The sequence below is a fragment of the Leisingera sp. McT4-56 genome (genome assembly GCF_020514995.1).
Taxonomy (GTDB): Bacteria; Pseudomonadota; Alphaproteobacteria; order Rhodobacterales; family Rhodobacteraceae; genus Leisingera; species Leisingera aquaemixtae_A.
On record NZ_JAJALF010000015.1, the window covers coordinates 100,468 to 117,343 of the forward strand.

15 protein-coding genes are annotated in these 16,876 nt (G+C 62.6%); 8 read left to right on the forward strand and 7 right to left on the reverse strand.

Features of this window, described 5'->3' with window-relative positions:
* Both LHL23_RS16155 and LHL23_RS16160 read right to left on the reverse strand, forming a co-directional pair.
* Complete coding sequence (locus LHL23_RS16155; RefSeq protein ID WP_222476346.1) at nt 1–1,005, reverse strand: GlxA family transcriptional regulator; 1,005 nt, start codon at nt 1,003–1,005, stop codon at nt 1–3.
* Nucleotides 1,006–1,098: 93 nt separating this feature from the next.
* Nucleotides 1,099–2,445, reverse strand: a complete 1,347-nt coding sequence (locus LHL23_RS16160; RefSeq protein ID WP_226430658.1) for an NAD(P)-binding domain-containing protein — start codon at nt 2,443–2,445, stop codon at nt 1,099–1,101.
* A 161-nt stretch (nt 2,446–2,606) separates the two neighbouring features.
* On the opposite strand from LHL23_RS16160, the gene LHL23_RS16165 reads away from it, so the two are divergent.
* Complete coding sequence (locus LHL23_RS16165) at nt 2,607–3,908, forward strand: ABC transporter substrate-binding protein (protein WP_226430659.1); 1,302 nt, start codon at nt 2,607–2,609, stop codon at nt 3,906–3,908.
* A gap of 6 nt (nt 3,909–3,914) precedes the next feature.
* Here the strand turns inward: LHL23_RS16165 and LHL23_RS16170 are convergent, their stop codons facing one another.
* On the reverse strand, nt 3,915–4,643 hold the full coding sequence (locus LHL23_RS16170) for a FadR/GntR family transcriptional regulator (protein WP_226430660.1): 729 nt from the start codon (nt 4,641–4,643) through the stop codon (nt 3,915–3,917).
* A 503-nt stretch (nt 4,644–5,146) separates the two neighbouring features.
* Here LHL23_RS16170 and LHL23_RS16175 point away from each other — a divergent pair.
* The gene (locus tag LHL23_RS16175; RefSeq protein WP_222476338.1) at nt 5,147–5,803 is read left to right on the forward strand and encodes a helix-turn-helix domain-containing protein; all 657 of its coding nucleotides are present in this window, start codon (nt 5,147–5,149) and stop codon (nt 5,801–5,803) included.
* Nucleotides 5,804–6,021: 218 nt separating this feature from the next.
* On the opposite strand, the gene LHL23_RS16180 is transcribed toward LHL23_RS16175, so the two are convergent.
* The 4 genes from LHL23_RS16180 to LHL23_RS16195 all read right to left on the reverse strand — a co-directional run bounded on the left by LHL23_RS16180 (nt 6,022) and on the right by LHL23_RS16195 (nt 9,862).
* Complete coding sequence (locus LHL23_RS16180; protein ID WP_222476336.1) at nt 6,022–7,068, reverse strand: heme-dependent oxidative N-demethylase family protein; 1,047 nt, start codon at nt 7,066–7,068, stop codon at nt 6,022–6,024.
* An 11-nt stretch (nt 7,069–7,079) separates the two neighbouring features.
* Nucleotides 7,080–8,045: a PDR/VanB family oxidoreductase gene (locus LHL23_RS16185; RefSeq protein WP_226430661.1), complete on the reverse strand. Its 966-nt coding sequence runs from the start codon at nt 8,043–8,045 to the stop codon at nt 7,080–7,082.
* A complete protein-coding gene (locus LHL23_RS16190; protein ID WP_222476334.1) occupies nt 8,042–8,653 on the reverse strand; it encodes a dimethylamine monooxygenase subunit DmmA family protein in 612 nt (203 codons plus the stop codon). The genes LHL23_RS16185 and LHL23_RS16190 overlap by 4 nt, the downstream gene beginning before the upstream one ends.
* 72 nt (nt 8,654–8,725) lie before the next feature.
* Entirely contained in the window at nt 8,726–9,862 is a 1,137-nt protein-coding gene (locus LHL23_RS16195) for an aminomethyltransferase family protein (protein ID WP_226430662.1), read from the reverse strand.
* A 550-nt stretch (nt 9,863–10,412) separates the two neighbouring features.
* On the opposite strand from LHL23_RS16195, the gene LHL23_RS16200 reads away from it, so the two are divergent.
* The 6 genes from LHL23_RS16200 (at nt 10,413) to glnT (ending at nt 16,486) form a co-directional block, all read left to right on the forward strand.
* On the forward strand, nt 10,413–11,786 hold the full coding sequence (locus LHL23_RS16200; protein WP_222476332.1) for an ammonium transporter: 1,374 nt from the start codon (nt 10,413–10,415) through the stop codon (nt 11,784–11,786).
* Between the two features lie 11 nt (nt 11,787–11,797).
* Complete coding sequence (locus LHL23_RS16205) at nt 11,798–12,013, forward strand: hypothetical protein (protein ID WP_222476331.1); 216 nt, start codon at nt 11,798–11,800, stop codon at nt 12,011–12,013.
* Nucleotides 12,014–12,146: 133 nt separating this feature from the next.
* Nucleotides 12,147–13,043, forward strand: coding sequence for a class II glutamine amidotransferase (locus LHL23_RS16210; protein WP_222476330.1), 897 nt, complete (start codon nt 12,147–12,149; stop codon nt 13,041–13,043).
* 1 nt (nt 13,044) lies between these two features.
* The gene (locus LHL23_RS16215) at nt 13,045–13,728 is read left to right on the forward strand and encodes a protein GlxC (protein ID WP_222476329.1); all 684 of its coding nucleotides are present in this window, start codon (nt 13,045–13,047) and stop codon (nt 13,726–13,728) included.
* Between the two features lie 18 nt (nt 13,729–13,746).
* The gene (locus LHL23_RS16220) at nt 13,747–15,078 is read left to right on the forward strand and encodes an FMN-binding glutamate synthase family protein (RefSeq protein WP_222476328.1); all 1,332 of its coding nucleotides are present in this window, start codon (nt 13,747–13,749) and stop codon (nt 15,076–15,078) included.
* Between the two features lie 76 nt (nt 15,079–15,154).
* Nucleotides 15,155–16,486, forward strand: a complete 1,332-nt coding sequence (gene glnT / locus LHL23_RS16225; RefSeq protein WP_222476327.1) for a type III glutamate--ammonia ligase — start codon at nt 15,155–15,157, stop codon at nt 16,484–16,486.
* Nucleotides 16,487–16,876 lie beyond the last annotated feature (390 nt).

The following is a 16,876-nucleotide window of genomic DNA, read 5'->3' on the forward strand; positions in this document are numbered from 1 at the left end:
TCAGGCCGACGGGATCGGCCGGTTGTCCTGAACCCGGAACAGGTTCACCTTGCGGCGTTCCTCCTGCGGGGTGACGCCGAAGCTTTCGCGGTAGTGCTGCGACAGGGTGGAGGAAGTGGCGTAGCCCACCGCATTGGCGATCGAGGTGATCGAGTCGCGCGAATACATCACCAGCTGACGTGCCGCGTTCATCCGCAGGGTGCGGTAATAGATTGCCGGGCTCTGGCCGGTGGCGGCCTTGAAGCTGCGCTCCAGCTGGCGCGGCGAGACGCCGATCTCGCTGGCCGCGTCGCGGATCGACACCGGATGTTCCAGGTTGTCGGCAAACAGCTCCACCGCCTTGGCGACCGGCGGCGGCAGGCTGTCGGCGGTGCTGTCGGTCTTGAACGCAGGGGTCTTCTGGCGCACGCCCTCGGCCCGGACCATCGGGTGCTGGAACCAGCAGGCGACCTCGGTCATCACCGCGTCGCCCAGGGTCTGCTCGATCAGCTTGAGCGACAGGTCGAACATCGCTGCGGCGCCGCTGGCGGTGAAGCGGCGGCGGTCGAGGACGATAACGTCGTCGACGGTGGCCAGTGACGGGAATTCAGATGTGAAGGCCGCCTTGTAGCACCAGTGGACCGAGCAGCTGTGCCCGTCGAGCAGGCCGGAGCGGGCCAGGGGAAAGACGCCGCCGGAGACAGCGCCCATGTTGGTGCCGTGGCGGGCGAGGTGGCGCAGCTTGCCGTTGGAGGCCTTGGGGTCGTCGAACTTGCCCTGCGGGCTGGACAGCAGGAACAGGGTGTCGATGCCCTCCGCCCGGTCCAAGGAGCAATCAGGCTGGAACGCCACATTGGCGGAGGCGTTCACGCTGGCGCCGGTTTCAGAGATCAGTTTCCACCGGAAGGTATCGGTGCCGGCTATTTCGTTTGCCGCGCGCAGCGGTTCGATGGCCGAGGTCAGGCAGGCCATTGGAAAGCCGGGGAAAATCAGAAAGCCGAGTGTCATGGTTTTATCGCGCTGCATGAGGTGAATTATAGCTTGCGAAGAGGGATTCGCACAGCAGCGAAAGGGTGCCTGCGCCGTACAGGAAGGGGAAAACGGCGCAGGCGTATCTGCCTAGTTCTGCAGATATACTTCCAGCGTGTCGTCCAGGGCGTCCTTCCACGGGGTGTGGTGCACGGGCGCCATGGTGCCGGTGATGACCGATTTGTAGGAGTTGTTGCGGAAGGCCATGATGTCCTGGGCCTTATGCGCTTTCCACTCGTAGAAGGCCTGGCAGGCGCCGGCCACGTCGAAGGTCGGGTAATCGGTCTCCTCGATCAGCTCCAGCACGTAGTCGCCCTGGTATTTGATCGCGTATTTGACGTCGTCCGAGGCTTCCTCGCGCTCTTCGCGCTCTTTCACGTCGGCCAGCAGGGTTTCCTTGTCCGCCGGGATCTCGATCTTGCCCATGATCGCGTCGCGGACCCACCAGGCCTGCGCATCGAACATGTTGAAGGTGAACCACTGGTCCTGCATGCCCAGATAGAACATCTTGGGGTTATGCGCGTAGACCACGCCCTTGTAGAGGTCGGCAGTGGCCAGGCGGTTGGCGGTCTTCAGGCGCAGATCGTCCGGCAGGAAGTTGAAGAAATGCTTGTAGCCGGTGCAGAGGATGATCGCGTCGACCTCCTTCTGGGTGCCGTCGACGAAGGTGGCGGTGTTGCCCTCGACGCTTTCCAGCGCCGGTTTTTCTTCCCAGTTGTCCGGCCATTTGAAGCCCATCGGCGCGGTGCGGTAGGAGGTGGTGATCGACTTGGCGCCATACTTCCAGCACTGGGAGCCGATGTCCTCGGCAGAGTAGGAGGCGCCGAGAAGCAGGATGTCCTTACCGGCGAATTCGCGGGCGTCGCGGAAGTCATGGGCGTGCAGCACGCGGCCGTTGAAAGTGTCGAAACCGGGGTAGAACGGCACGTTCGGGGTCGAGAAATGGCCCGAGGCGCAGATCACGTGGTCGAAGTCTTCCTTGTAGGTGCTGTCCTTGGTGTGGTCATGCACGGTGACGGTGAAGTTGCCCTTGTCCTCGTTGTATTCGACCCAGCGGATCGGGGAGCTGAAGCGGATCCACTTGCGCACGTCCGCCTTCTTCACCCGGCCTTCGATGTAGTCGAACAGCACGGCGCGCGGCGGGTAGGAGGCGATCTGCTTGCCGAAATGCTCCTCGAAGGAATAGTCGGCGAACTCCAGGCCCTCCTTGGGGCCGTTCGACCACAGGTAGCGGTACATCGAGCAGTGCACTGGTTCGCCGTTTTCGTCCAGGCCGGTGCGCCAGGTGTAGTTCCACAGGCCGCCCCAGTCGTCCTGCTTTTCAAAGCAGACGATCTCCGGGATCTCTTCGCCCTTGTTGGCGGCGGACTGGAATGCGCGCAGCTGGGCCAGGCCGGACGGCCCTGCGCCGATGATGGCAATGCGTTTCTTGGTCATGTGGCTCTCCCATTGGTTCGGACCAATATTTTAATTTGGATCATTTGGTCTGGTCCAATTAGGTCCAAACTTGCACCAATAAGTCAACATTTTTTCACATCTGGAATAATTTGGTGCGCAATTGGACTGGAAGCGCGTTGTTTTCTTGGTAGGATTTCTTCATGAGTACGACCAGTTTTGCGCATCAGCTTGCCGCCCGCGCGGCGCTGCCCCGGTTGTCCGTGGGAATGAGAGAATCAGTGAATATCGGCTTTCTGGGCCCGCTTTCGGGCCGGGTGGAGAGCTGGGGGCTGCCGGGACTGAACGGCTGCCGGATCTGGGAGGACGGGCTGAACAAGGCCGGCGGGGTGCTGATCGGCGGCCGCCGCTACCCGATCCGCATCCATTCCTATGATTGCGGCTACGACCCCGAGCGCTCGCTGGAGGGTGCGGTTCAATTGGTACAGCAGCACAACGTTAAGCTGATGCTGATGCTGGGCGGCGATACCTTTGCGCCGGTGCGCGACTTCCTGATGCGCAACAAGGTGCTGACCTCCACCCTGCTGCCCAGCGACCTGTCGCCGGACACGCCCTATCTGATTGCGCCGAGCGAGGCGCATCCGATCCAGAACGTGACCGGCGTCGCCTGGCTGGCAGAGGCCAGGCCGGAACTGAAGACGGTGGCGCTGTGCAGCCAGTCCGACCTTTTGGGGCTGCCCGCGCAGGCGGTCTACCGGGCGGCGTTCAAGGCGGCGGGCAGGACGATCCTGCGCGAGGTGCAGTATGATCCCGGCGCCAGCGACCCGGCGCCGGTGGTGGATCCGATGCTGGAAAGCGGCGCCGATATCCTGTGCTGGTGCTCCTCATACGCGCCGTTGGTGCACGCGATGACGGAATACGCCCACGCCAAGGGGTTCACGGGGCAGATCATCAGCTGCACCATGGATGGCTATGACCGGCTGGTGGCGCGGACGTCGCCGGAATTCATGGAAGGCGTGGTGTTCCAGTTTCCGGATTTCGACGATCCGATGCTGCGGGAGAAGGCGTTTTTCTTCAACCGCCCGCATGAGTTCTACGAGGAGTACAACCGGCGTTTTCCGGGCAGCTGGTCGGCGGTGAGCTGGGAGTATGTGGCGATCCTGGATATCTGGCACAGCGCGGTGGAGAAGGCAGGTTCGGTTGAGCCGCCGTCGGTTCTGGCGGCGATGAAACAGCTGGGGCATGTCACCCATGCCTTTGGCCACGCGGAGTGGTGGGGCGAGGATATCTTCGGCATTTCCAACGCCTTGGTCGGTGACTGGCCGGTGGTGACAATCCAGGAAGGCAAGGCGCGGATTGCCGCTTTCAAGTCGATTCCGGCGTGGCTGGCGGAGCATTCCGGGCTGTTGAAATCGGAGATGGAAGCGCTGGGGCAGCTGTGGCATCAGCGGCTGGAGAGCGGCGCGCCGGGCAGCGAAGTCAGCTCGCGCGCGGTGAAGGGCTGAGCGGGCTCAGACCTCCTGCAGCAGCAGCTTCTGCTCGTCGATCAGGTGCAGCTTGATGAACTCGACCGCCGATTCCACATCGCGCGAGGCGATGGCGTTGAACAGCGTGTTGTAGCGCTTCTGGTAGTCCTGGATCCGCTGTGGCGTCAGGTGGCGGCGGCGCAGCGCAGTGCGGTAGGACAGGCGGCAGGCCTCGATCGTCAGCTCGTAGCAGGAGTGCAGCAGCGGGTTGCCGGTGCCTTCGGCGATCTTGCGGTAGAGATCCTCCTCTGCCTCGATGAATTCGCCGGGATCAGTGCGCACGGCCTCGACGCGGGACAGGGTCTGGTCCAGCTCCTCGATCTGGCGCGGGGTCATATTGATCACCGCCAGGCGCACCAGTTCCGGCTCCAGAATGCCGCGCACCACCAGGTGGTCGAGCGGCGAGACCTCCTGGGCCAGTGAAGTGTAGGAAGAGGTTTCCGGTTTGGGATCGGAACGGAATTTCACAAAGCTGCCGGAGCCGGCCCGGCGGTTGATCACGTTCTGGCTGGCCAGCACATCCAGCGCCTCGCGCACGGTGTTGCGTGCCACCCCCAGTTCGGAGGCCAGCGTGCGTTCGGAAGGCAGCCTCGTGTCCACCGGATAGGTGCCGGACTTGATCCGGGCAAAGAGCGTGTCGATCACCACCTGCACCGTGGCGCCGACGGAATGGGTGGTGAGGATTTGCGAAGTGGTGTCTTCTGCTGAACTCATGGTTTGCCTTCTTTGCGGGCCGGATGAGCGGGATTGCCCCTGCTCCTGTTCGCTGCGGCGGGTATTCTGCCGCAGGCGGCGGTTGCGATGCAACTGTTCGCCGCAGTCTCAACTGGTCCTCAGCCTAGCCTGTCGTGCGCCGGGCAGCAAGAAAGCAGAAGAAAATTGGTTCCTTTCCGCGGTTCCTGCGGCTGCAGTCGGATCTAGCCTAAGGGGTTATTTTTATGTTGTTTTCGCATCTTTTATACGGGGGAGCGCGGCAGTGGTCTGAAATTGGTTCCTGTCAGCTCCGTGATTTGCCGCGGGCTGGTGCAGCCGCCCGCTAGGCCGGCCGCCGCGTGTCGGCAGCGCAGCAACTTTTTTGTTTCCTTTGACGGTACGGGCTTGGGAAAAACTAGTAACCACAGTAAAATAATTTTCGCGTGGTTTGTTGTGTTTCGGAAAGTTTTTGCATATCGGCTGCTGCGCGCTTGTCAGAGGCTGTCCATAAGGAAGATAACACAGTGGCTAAACTCAAAGATGATAGTGACGCAGTGGCACATAACCTCTCTCAAGACCCGCACCGGGTGCGCGATGGCGCAGAAAAAGTTCTGGAAGTGGCGATCGGCCGCGAAGTGCGGTCGTTCCGGCGGCAGCAGGGGATCACGGTGGCGGACCTGGCCAATCTGACCGGCCTGTCGATCGGGATGCTGTCGAAGATCGAGAACGGCAACACCTCGCCGTCGCTGACCACGCTGCAGCTTCTGGCGAACGCGCTGAGCGTGCCGATCACGTCGTTCTTCCGCCGCTTCGAGGAAAGCCGCGAGGCGGTGCACACGAAGGCCGGGGAAGGTGCCGAAACCGAGCGTGCCGGCACCCGGGCCGGGCATCAGTACCAGCTGCTGGGCCATCTCGGCGCGAATGCCTCGGGCGTCATGGTTGAGCCATACATGATCACCCTGACCGAAGAGTCGGATGTCTTCCCGACCTTCCAGCACGACGGTGTGGAGATGCTCTACATGCTGGAAGGTGAGGTGGATTACCGCCATGGCGACAAGGTGTTCCCGCTGAAGCCGGGGGATACGCTGTTTTTTGACGCGGATGCGCCGCACGGGCCGGAGGAGCTGGTCAAGCTGCCCGCGCGCTACCTGTCGATCATTTCCTACCCGCAATCGAGCTGACGCGCAGCCGGGGGAGCGCCCGCCTGCTTCGGGGCTTCTGAAGATGCCCCTGCACCACCCGGCCGGGCGCCGCGCATTGCGCGGCGCTTTTTGGCTTCCGGGGCAGCCGTGCCGCCGCCCCCCCCAAAAAAAGAAACTGCCGGAGCCAGAGGCAACGGCAGTCAGTGAAGCGGGCCTACGTGACAGGGGGTAGGGACGGCCCGCAAGTCCGCTCGGGATCAGTCGTCGTCGGGCCAGATGCCGTCCGAGGTCGGGCTGCCGTCGTCAAACTGCGAGAGCCATTCCACCATCAGAGGGCGGTTGTCGATGAAGCCCTTGTAGGTTGCCAGCTCCTCCGGCAGGTCGCGGATCACCCGGTGCAGGCGGCGGGCCCATTTCGGCACCGTGACCAGATCGTTGAAGCTGATCAGGTAGCAGCGGATCGGGAACACCAGCGCGTTGGAGCGCGGCAGGCGGAAGAAGGTCTGCAGTTCGACCCGCAGGTGCTGCTTGTCGCCGATGTTCTCCATCGTCAGCCCCTGCTTCATCACGCCCCATTTGTGGTAGTTCTCGGGGCTGGTGTCCAACAGCGGGTTGACCGTCATCGTCCAGTTCAGTCGGCGGGCGGGCTGGCCTTGCTGGATGTTCAGGAGGAACTTCAGCGCCCGCACGAAGATGCCCATCTCATGCGCTTTCGGGACCGGCGCGTGCCATTCGAAGAAGTTCATGCCGATATCGAAGTCCAGCGACCAGTCGGCCTGGGTGGTGACCATGCCGGCATCCATCCACAGGTTGTCGTCGCGCTGGTCGAGCACCGCAAAGTCGCCCTGGGTCTGGCGGGTGATGTATTCCATCGGGCCGTAGGGCAGGGTGCTTTCATCGAGGAAGGTGAAAGTGTCGTCGATGCCCAGCGGCTTGTTGATCCAGCGCCAGCGGTTGCCGTCCTTGTGCAGTTCGAACAGGTCCGGGTATTCGCGCGCCTTGGCTTCCATGATCAGCTCGACCAGGTCCCAGCCCGCAAGAGTCATATGCGGCAGCGACTGGCAGCGCAGCGGGTCGTTTGCCAGCACCCGGGCGCGGTCCTTCATTTCCGAGACATAGTGCTCGTCCACGTCGAAGGTGCGTTCAAACACCGAGCCGGGCCGGTAGGAGGTGTGCGGCTCCATGTTCACCGAATACATGTAGCTGTCTTCGTGGAACGGGAAGGGGAAGCGTTTGATCGCCCAGTCCGAGTTCTTGAAGGTGAAGTCGCCGTGGAAGGTTTCGTCGTTGAATTGGATGGTCATGTCTGTCTCCCTCAGCGGTCCAGAACCAGTGTCTTGCCTTCAAAGCGCGACACGCAAGGCATGATGTGCTTGCCGCCGGCCTTTTGTTCGTCGGTCAGCCAGTGGTCGTAGTGCAGGAACTTGCCGTCGTAGCCGATGACACTGGTCTCGCACTGGCCGCAGGCGCCGCCGCGGCAGAGGTAGGGGGCGTCGATGCCGGCTGCTTCCAGCGCTTCCAGCAAGGACTGATGCTCGCCGACCTGGACGATCTTGTTCGAGACCGCGCATTTCACCTCGAACGGTTTGCCGGAGGCGGGTGCCAGGAATTCCTCGGAATGCACCGCCTCGCGCGGCCAGCCCATTTCCTCGGCGGTGGAATGCACCCATTCGATCATGCCCTTGGGGCCGCAGACGTAGACATGGGTGCCCAGCGGCTGGTTGGCGAGCAGGGTCTTGAGGTCGATCGCCTCGTTCTGATCGTCATGATAGATGTGCACCCTGCCGGGATAGTGCTCTGTCAGCTCCTTGGCGTAGGTGCCCAAGGATGCGGTGCGGACCGAGTAGTGCAGCTCAAAATGGCCGCCCATCATGGAGAGCTGATGCATCTGCGCCATGAAGGGGGTGATGCCGATGCCGCCGGCCAGCATCAGATGTTTGCCCGCGCGCAGGTCCAGCGAGAACAGGTTCACCGGGTTGGAGATCACCATCTCCATCCCTTCCTTGACCTGGGTATGCATGAACTTGGAGCCGCCGCGGCCTTGATCGTCGCGCCGTACCGAGATGGTGTAGGCGCCGCGGTCGGCCGGGTTGGACATCAGCGAATAGGCGTTGAGCCGGGTGATATCGCCGTCCTGCATTTCCACCACGGTATGCGCCCCGCCTGAGAAAGTGGGCAGGTCGCCGCCGCCGGTGCGGACGAATTTGAAACGGGTGACCAGGTCGTTGATCGGTTTGACCTCGGCCACGGTGACATTCAGTTTTGCGGTGCCAGCACTCATTTGAACAGCTCCACTTTCTCGGGGATGTTGCCCGGATCCTCGGCGTCCACCCGCACGCCCTGGAAGGCCGCGAGGCGGCGCGAGTAGTGATCGCGCACGAACAGGCTGAGGCCGCAGTGGCTGCATTCGAAGGGGTCGGTGGTGACGTCCTCGGTGATGCCCTTGCAGTGCACGCACTGCATGCGCCGCGCGGTGGAGCCGCGGTGTTCGGCCTGGATCGCGGTGTGCGGGATGCCGGCCGCGGTGGCCTCGGCCATCGCCTGGCCCATCAGGCTTTCGGTGCCGCTGAGATACACCTGGGTGCCCATGTGGCAATCCAGCAGGGCGCGGCGGATGCGGCCTTGCGCGGCTTCATAGGACGGCCCGGCGTAATACTGGCCCGCACCCAGCTCCTCCAGCTGGCTGCTGTATTTAGTGCCGGTTTTCTTGGGGATGTAGATGATATGGGCCTTGGCCCAGAAGCCCTGGTCCACGGATTTGGCGAGATCGAGGATCGCTTCGGCGCCTTCGGCGTCGGCGATCATCAGGTGGCCGCTGCCGGAGCGGGCCTCAAGCTCGCCGTAGACCGGGCGGCTGGTGATGGAAGGGGGGAATTGGGTTTTAGACATGTGGGTCGCTTTTCCTGCAGTCCGGGTGAACGAAAACAGGCGCCCCCGGAGTGGGGACGCCCGGGATTCGGCTCAGCCTTTTGCGGTCCGGCGTTTCTTTTCCGGATCGTGGAACGGCATTTCCGCTGCAACACAGGGGATTTCGCCGGTGGAGTTCTTGACGGTCAGCGGCACGCCGGGTTCGGCGCAGTCGGCCGGCATGCGGGCGATGCCCACATTGTGCTCGTTCAGCGGCGAGTACATGCCGATGGTGACGACGCCGACCTGCTTGCCGTCGCGCAGGAGCGGCGCGCCCTCTTCGGCCGGCTCGGTGCCTTCCAGCTTGACGCCGTAGATCTTGAAGCGCTCCTTGCCTTTCAGGCGGTAGTGCTCCTCGGCGCCGCGGAAGCCGGTCTTGCCCGGCGAGACGGTGAAGTCGAGGCCCAGCTCCCACAGGGTGTCGCCGCATTTCTCGTTCTCGAAGGGGTGCATTTCCGAGTTGTCATACGGGAAGAACAGCAGGTAGCTTTCTGCCCGCAAGAGGTCGAGGGTGGTGAAGCGTGTCGGGATGATGCCCATCGGGGCGCCTTTTTCGACCAGGTTGTCCCAGATATGCGGCGCGTCCTGGCCGCGGCAGAAGATCTCGTAGCCGCGCTCGCCGGTGTAGCCGGTGCGGGAAATGGTGACGGGCTTGTCGAACAGGGTGGTGTGGATGTGGCTGAAGTAGACCACGTCGCGGATGCCGGGCACGCCCTGTTTTTCCAGGAAATCGACTGCCGTCGGCCCCTGCAAGGAGATGTCGTGCAGGTTGTCGTCAAAGCGGATGTCGACGTCGCGGCCCTGGGCCGCCATGGTCAGCTGCTCGTGGCCCTGGCCGGAGCCGTGCACCACCATCCAGCTGTTCGGACCCATGCGGTAGATCACGCAGTCGTCGACGAACTTGCCTTCGTCGTTCAGCATGCAGGCATAGGTGCTGCGGCCGGGTTTGATCTTTTCCACGTTGCGGGTGGTGGCCCGGTCGATGACGTGGCTGGCATGGGGGCCGACGATGTGAACCTTCTTGAGGCCGGACACGTCCATGAAGCCCGCTTTGGTGCGGATCGCCATGTATTCTTCGGTCTGGTCCTTGTCATAGGTCCAAGCGGTGCCCATGCCGCTCCAGTCTTCCAGATCCGAGCCCAACGCGCGGTGGCGGTCAGCAAGGGTTGAGAAGCGCCAGGATGCAGTCATTTCTAAAGTCTCCCTATTGGTGCGGACCAAAATTCTTGATTTGGTTCCTTTGGTCTGGTCCAGTTAGCCAAGAGAGGGGGTGTTGTGTCAATGAATATTCCTATCAGGAAAAAGATTTCTCTTAAAAGGCAGATTTCGAACGTGTTTGCGGCATGAACTGGCCTGAAACGGTCTTATTGGCGGGCCGCCTGGGGTTGCGAAATCCGCCAAATGACCCGCCTGAAGTGAGAATCGCCTGGGATTGCGTCGGATGGTTGAGTGATTCTGCCGCATTTCGGCAGGTGTGCCCTGTGTCCGCCAGCAGCTCGCTGGGAGGGCCGCAGCCCGGATCAGGCCGGAAGCGGGCGGATTTAGCCCTTGTCTGGCTGGGGTTTAAGGGGGGCAAGCGGCGTTGCCGGAGACCGGCTCAGCTGCAGGGCGCTTTCCCTAAAGGTAACAATTTTTCACATGATTATTGACAGCCCGCCCCGCTGGGGCACAGTATTTCGGTAAAATAATATTCCCAAGAGGCAACAAATGCCCGGGATACTGCCAACAGGAGGGCAAAACATTGGATGGAAATCTGAACGCGTTAACAACGGTGTTCACCGAGTTCTATTACTGGGTGACCGTTGTCTTCATGTTCCTCATTCACGTGGGGTTCTGCATGTATGAGGTCGGCGCCAGCCGCCACCGCAACCACATGCACACACTGATGAAGAACATCATGATCATTCCCTTGGTCACGGTGACCTTCTTCTTCTTCGGCTGGTGGATCTACTGGTCCTTCCCCAGCTTCCCGTTCTTCGGCGGGCTGAACCATGATGCGGGGGCAGCGAACCTGCCGTGGTCGGAAAACATGGGCACCAACCTGTCGGACCGGATCACCGGTGTGTTCTGGGCAGCGTTCCTGCTGTTCTCCTGGACCGCGGCCTCGATCGTGTCCGGTGCGGTCATTGAACGGATCCGCTCCTCCGCTCTGTGGGTGCATGCGGTGATGATCGGTTCGGTGTTCTGGATCATCGACGCCGCCTGGGGCTGGCATGCCGAGGGCTGGATGGTGAAATACCTGGGCTATCACGATGCCTATGCGTCCGGCGTGATCCACGCGATTGCCGGCGGCTACGCGCTCGGTGTCATCATGGTGCTGGGCCCGCGTCTGGGCAAGTTCGCCGCCGACGGCACCCCGCGGGACATCCCGCCGCATAACCCCTGGATGCTGACCATCGGGATCTTCCTGATCTATTCGGGTTTCTGGGGTTTCTACGCGGCCTGCAACATTCCGGCGATTTCGCCTGAGGGCATCGGCGGACTGCTGACCGGCGAGACCTGGACGGCCACCAATATCTACCTGGCGCCGACCTCGCTGTCCGCGATTACCTTCAACTTCCTGATGTCGCTGTCCGGCGGCCTGATGGCGGCCTATGTGGTGTCCAAGGGCGATGCGTTCTGGACCTTCTCCGGCGGCCTGGCGGGTATCATCACCGCCTCTGCGGGCAACGACCTGTACCATCCGATCCAGGCGATGCTGGTCGGCGCGGTTGGTGTCGTGATCGTCTACAAGCTGCACTACTGGGTCGAGCGCACCTTTAAGATCGACGATGCGGTTGGTGCGGTTGCGGTGCATGGCTATTCCGGCATCGTGGGCCTGATCATCGCAGGCTTCCTGCTGTGGGGCGCACCGAGCTCGCCGTATGAAGGCTATGCCGCCGTTAACCCGGTCGGCCAGACCGTCGGCGCGGTGATCATGTTTGGTGTGCTTGGCTGGCTGCCGGGCTTTGTGATCGCCAAAATGCAGGCGGCGGCCGGCGTGCTGCGCATCCCGGTCGAGGTCGAGCTGCAAGGTCTCGATTACGCCGAACACCATGCCTACGAAGATGCCAAGGCCGAAATCATCGCTGCTGACAAGGCTGCGTTGAACGGTGGCGGTGTTCCAGCTGAATAAGGAGAATTGAAATGTCGACAATCGGTTACGACAGCTGGGCCGTGGACCTGGCGGAGGTCGGGGCGGTCTATCCCTTCCAAGGATCAGAAGGACTGATGGTGCTCCTTGGCGTGATCTTCTGGATCGGCTGGCACAGGATCCAGTTTGTCCGGGAGGGGGCGCATTTGGAAAAGGCCAAGAATATGGGAGACAAGGAAAAAATAAGTTCCTTGCTCGAGAAATACTGACCTGAATGAACACGGGGGCGCGCCATCACGGCGCGCCCTTGTTTCCTTCTAAGGAAAATAAGTTTCATAAGAGTTGAACGAATGAACGCAAACTGCTAGCGTTGATTCGAGTTGAAAACCAGGAGGCACACCCATGTGCGGGATTGTCGGTCTTTTTCTGAAAGACAAATCACTAGAGCCGAAGCTGGGCGATATGCTCACCGATATGCTCATCACCATGACGGACCGCGGTCCGGACAGCGCCGGCATTGCCATCTATGGCGCGGACAGCAGCGGGCGGGCCAAGCTTACCGTTCAGTCCGATGCGCCGGAGGAAGCCTTTGACGGGCTCGACGGGGCGCTGGCCGAAGCGCTGAGCGGCGATGTGTCGATCCGGGTGATCGACACCCATGCGGTGCTGGAGCTGCCCGCGGGCAAGGAAGAAGAGGCCCGCGCCGCGCTGGCGGAGCTGCGCCCGGGACTGCGGGTGATGAGCGCAGGCGACACCATCGAGATCTACAAGGAAGTCGGCCTGCCTGAGAAGGTTGCCGAGCGCTTCAACGTGCGCGGCATGGGCGGCAGCCATGGCATCGGCCACACCCGCATGGCCACTGAATCCGCCGTGACCACCGAGGGCGCGCATCCGTTCTCCACCGGCTCCGACCAGTGCCTGGTGCACAATGGCTCGCTGTCCAACCACAACGCGCTGCGCCGCAAGCTGCGCCGCGAAGGCGTGCGGATCGAAAGCCAGAACGACACCGAAGTGGGCGCTGCCTACCTGACCTGGAAGATGCAGAACGGCGCATCGCTGGGCGAGGCGCTGGAAAGCAGCCTGGAGGACTTGGACGGCTTCTTCACCTTTGTGGTCGGCACCAAGGACGGTTTTGGCGTGGTCCGCGATCCGATCGCCTGCAAGCCGGCCGTGATGGCAGAGACCGACCAGTATGTGGCCTTCGGCAGCGAATACCGCGCGCTGGTCAATCTGCCGGGCATCGAAGACGCCCGCGTCTGGGAGCCCGAACCCGCAACCGTTTACTTCTGGAACCACTAAGATGCAGACATATGATCTTGAAGCAAATGGCCTGCGCGGTCTGAACTCGGCCCTGCAGGAACTCAACGGCAGCACCAACAAGACTGCCTGGGAAATCGTCAACCCCAAGGGCAGCCATGCGATTGCCGTTGGCCTGAACTCGCCGGTCGAGGTGACCGTCAAGGGCTCCACCGGCTACTATTGCGCCGGCATGAACCAGCAGGCGACGGTCCGGGTCGAAGGCTCGGTCGGGCCCGGTGTGGCGGAAAACATGATGTCCGGTACCGTGATCGTCGATGGCGACGCCAGCCAGTATGCCGGGGCCACCGGCCATGGCGGCCTGCTGGTGATCAAGGGCAATGCGTCGTCGCGCTGCGGCATCTCGATGAAGGGCATCGACATCGTCGTCCATGGCAACATCGGCCACATGTGCGCCTTCATGGCGCAGGCGGGCAATCTGGTGGTGCTGGGCGATGCCGGCGATGCGCTGGGCGACAGCTGCTACGAGGCGCGGTTCTTTGTGCGCGGCTCGGTCAAGAGCCTTGGCGCCGACTGCATCGAGAAGGAAATGCGCCCGGAGCATATCGAGATCCTCAAGGATCTGCTGGCACGCGCCGGCGCGGATGCGAAGCCGGAGGAGTTCAAGCGCTACGGCTCCGCCCGCAAGCTCTACAACTTCGACGTCGACAACGCGCAAGCGTACTAAGGACAGGGATCACTAGACATGGATAGCAATAACATCCCCCGTACGGTTCCGATCCAGTCGGCGACCTTCTCGAACCCGATCAACGCGGAAATCCGCCGCGCGGCGGCCACCGGGATCTATGACATCCGCGGCGGCGGCGCCAAGCGCCGGGTCCCGCATTTCGATGACCTGCTGTTCCTCGGCGCCTCGATCTCGCGCTACCCGCTGGAGGGCTACCGCGAGAAATGCGAGACCAAGGTGACACTGGGCACCCGCTTTGCCAAGAAGCCGATTGAGCTGGATATCCCGATCACCATCGCCGGCATGAGCTTTGGCGCGCTGTCCGGCCCCGCCAAGGAGGCCCTGGGCCGCGGCGCCTCCGCTGCGGGCACCTCGACCACCACCGGCGACGGCGGCATGACCCCGGAAGAGCGCGGCCATTCCACCAAGCTGGTCTACCAGTATCTGCCGTCCCGCTATGGCATGAACCCGGACGACCTGCGCAAGGCGGATGCGATCGAGGTCGTGGTCGGTCAGGGCGCCAAGCCCGGCGGCGGCGGCATGCTGCTGGGCCAGAAGATCTCTGACCGGGTTGCGGAAATGCGCACCCTGCCGAAAGGCATCGACCAGCGCTCTGCCTGCCGCCACCCGGACTGGACCGGCCCGGATGACCTGGAAATCAAGATCCTGGAACTGCGCGAGATCACCGATTGGCAGGTGCCGATCTACATCAAGGTCGGCGGCACCCGCCCCTACTACGACACCGCGCTGGCGGTGAAGGCCGGCGCTGACGTTGTGGTGCTGGACGGCATGCAGGGCGGCACCGCGGCCACCCAGGATGTGTTCATCGAGCATGTCGGCCTGCCGACCCTGTCCTGCATCCGCCCCGCGGTGCAGGCGCTGCAGGACCTGGGCGTGCACCGCGAAGTGCAGCTGATCGTCTCCGGCGGCATCCGCACCGGCGCCGATGTGGCCAAGGCGATGGCGCTGGGCGCCGACGCGGTTGCAATCGGCACCGCGGCGCTGGTTGCGCTGGGCGACAACGACCCGAAATGGGAAAGCGAGTACCAGAAGCTGGGCACCACCACCGGCGCCTATGACGATTGGCACGAAGGCCTGGATCCGGCCGGCATCACCACCCAGGATCCTGAGCTGATGAAGCGCCTGGACCCGGTCGATGCGGGCCGCCGCCTGCGCAACTACCTCAAGGTGATGACGCTGGAAGCCCAGACCATCGCCCGAGCCTGCGGCCACAACCACCTGCACAACCTCGAGCCCGAGGATCTGTGCGCCCTGACCATGGAGGCCGCCGCGATGGCGCGGGTGCCGCTGGCCGGGACCGACTGGTATCCGGGCAAAGCCGGGTTCTGATGATTGGCGGGGCGCGGCTGGCAACAGTCCGCGCCCCATTTTCGAAATACGTTCAACAGGGAAAGGAAGTAGGACCATGACAACAGATCTGGCTGCTTTCGCAAAAGAAAAAGGCGTCAAATACTTCATGATCTCCTTCACCGACTTGTTCGGTGGCCAGCGCGCCAAACTGGTGCCGGCGCAGGCGATCGCGGATATGCAGGAAGACGGGGCCGGCTTTGCCGGTTTTGCCACCTGGCTTGACCTCACCCCGGCGCATCCGGACATGCTGGCGGTGCCGGATCCGTCCTCGGTGATCCAGCTGCCGTGGAAGCCGGAGGTCGCCTGGGTGGCGGCTGACTGCGTGATGGAAGGCGAGGACGTGGCCCAGGCGCCGCGCAATGTGCTGCGCCGTCTGATCAAGGAGGCCGCGGACGAAGGCCTGCACGTGAAGACCGGCATCGAGGCCGAGTTTTTCCTGCTGACCCCGGAAGGCGACGAGATCTCCGACCCGTTCGATACGGCGGAAAAACCCTGCTACGACCAGCAGGCGGTGATGCGCCGCTATGACGTGGTGCGCGAGATCTGCGACTACATGCTGGAGCTGGGCTGGGGCCCGTACCAGAACGACCACGAGGACGCCAACGGCCAGTTCGAGATGAACTGGGAGTTCGATGATGCGCTGTCGACCGCCGACAAGCACAGCTTCTTCAAGTTCATGACCAAGTCGGTGGCGGAGAAGCACGGCTACCGTGCGACCTTCATGCCGAAACCGGTCGAGGGTCTCACCGGCAACGGCTGCCACGCCCATATCTCGGTCTGGGACGCGCCGGGCAAGGATGCCCGGGTCAACGTCTTTGCCGGGGAAAAAGGCGCGGGCCAGATTGCCGAGCTGGGCCTGTCGGAGCAGGGCGGCTGGTTCCTGGGCGGCATCATGAAGCACGCCTCGGCGCTGGCGGCGATCACCAACCCGACGGTGAACTCCTACAAGCGGATCAATGCGCCGCGCACCATGTCGGGCGCGACCTGGGCGCCGAACACCGTGACCTGGACCGGCAACAACCGCACCCATATGGTGCGCGTTCCCGGCCCCGGCCGGTTCGAGCTGCGCCTGCCGGACGGGGCGGTGAACCCCTATCTGCTGCAGGCGGTGATCATCGCTGCGGGCCTTTCGGGCATCCGCTCCAAAGCCGACCCGGGCCCGCGCCATGACATCGACATGTATGCCGAAGGCCACACCATCACCGATGCGCCGAAGCTGCCGCTCAACATGCTGGATGCGCTGCGCTTCTACGACAAGGACGACGGGCTGAAGGCGATGATGGGCGAGGAGTTCTCCGCAGCCTATCTGAAAATGAAGCAGCAGGAATGGAACTCCTTCGTCAACCATTTCTCCCGCTGGGAGAAGGACAACACGCTGGATATCTAGGCACTGATTCCCCTGTCCGGCCTCTGGGCCGGACCTTGCACGGCCCGGGCAATGCCCGGGCCTTTTCATATGCGGCAGCGCCTGCCGCATATGCGCCGCCTTCACCCGGGGTGAAATTCCGCCTGTTTCCGATCGGCGGCGGAAATGCGGGAAATGCCAGGTTTTTCAGGGGAAACGGGTCAGGAATGTGTTGACGCCCAGGAAAATTAATTGAGTAATAGGAATATATCTTGCCTCGCATTGAACTTTTGCAGCGGGGAGTGAACCGGAACTGATGGCAGCAGGGAGACGGCCATGAGCTACAAGAGTGACATCGAGATTGCGCGTGAGGCGCAGAAGAAGCCGATCCAGGAGATTGGCGCGAAGATCGGGATTTCCAGCGACGACCTG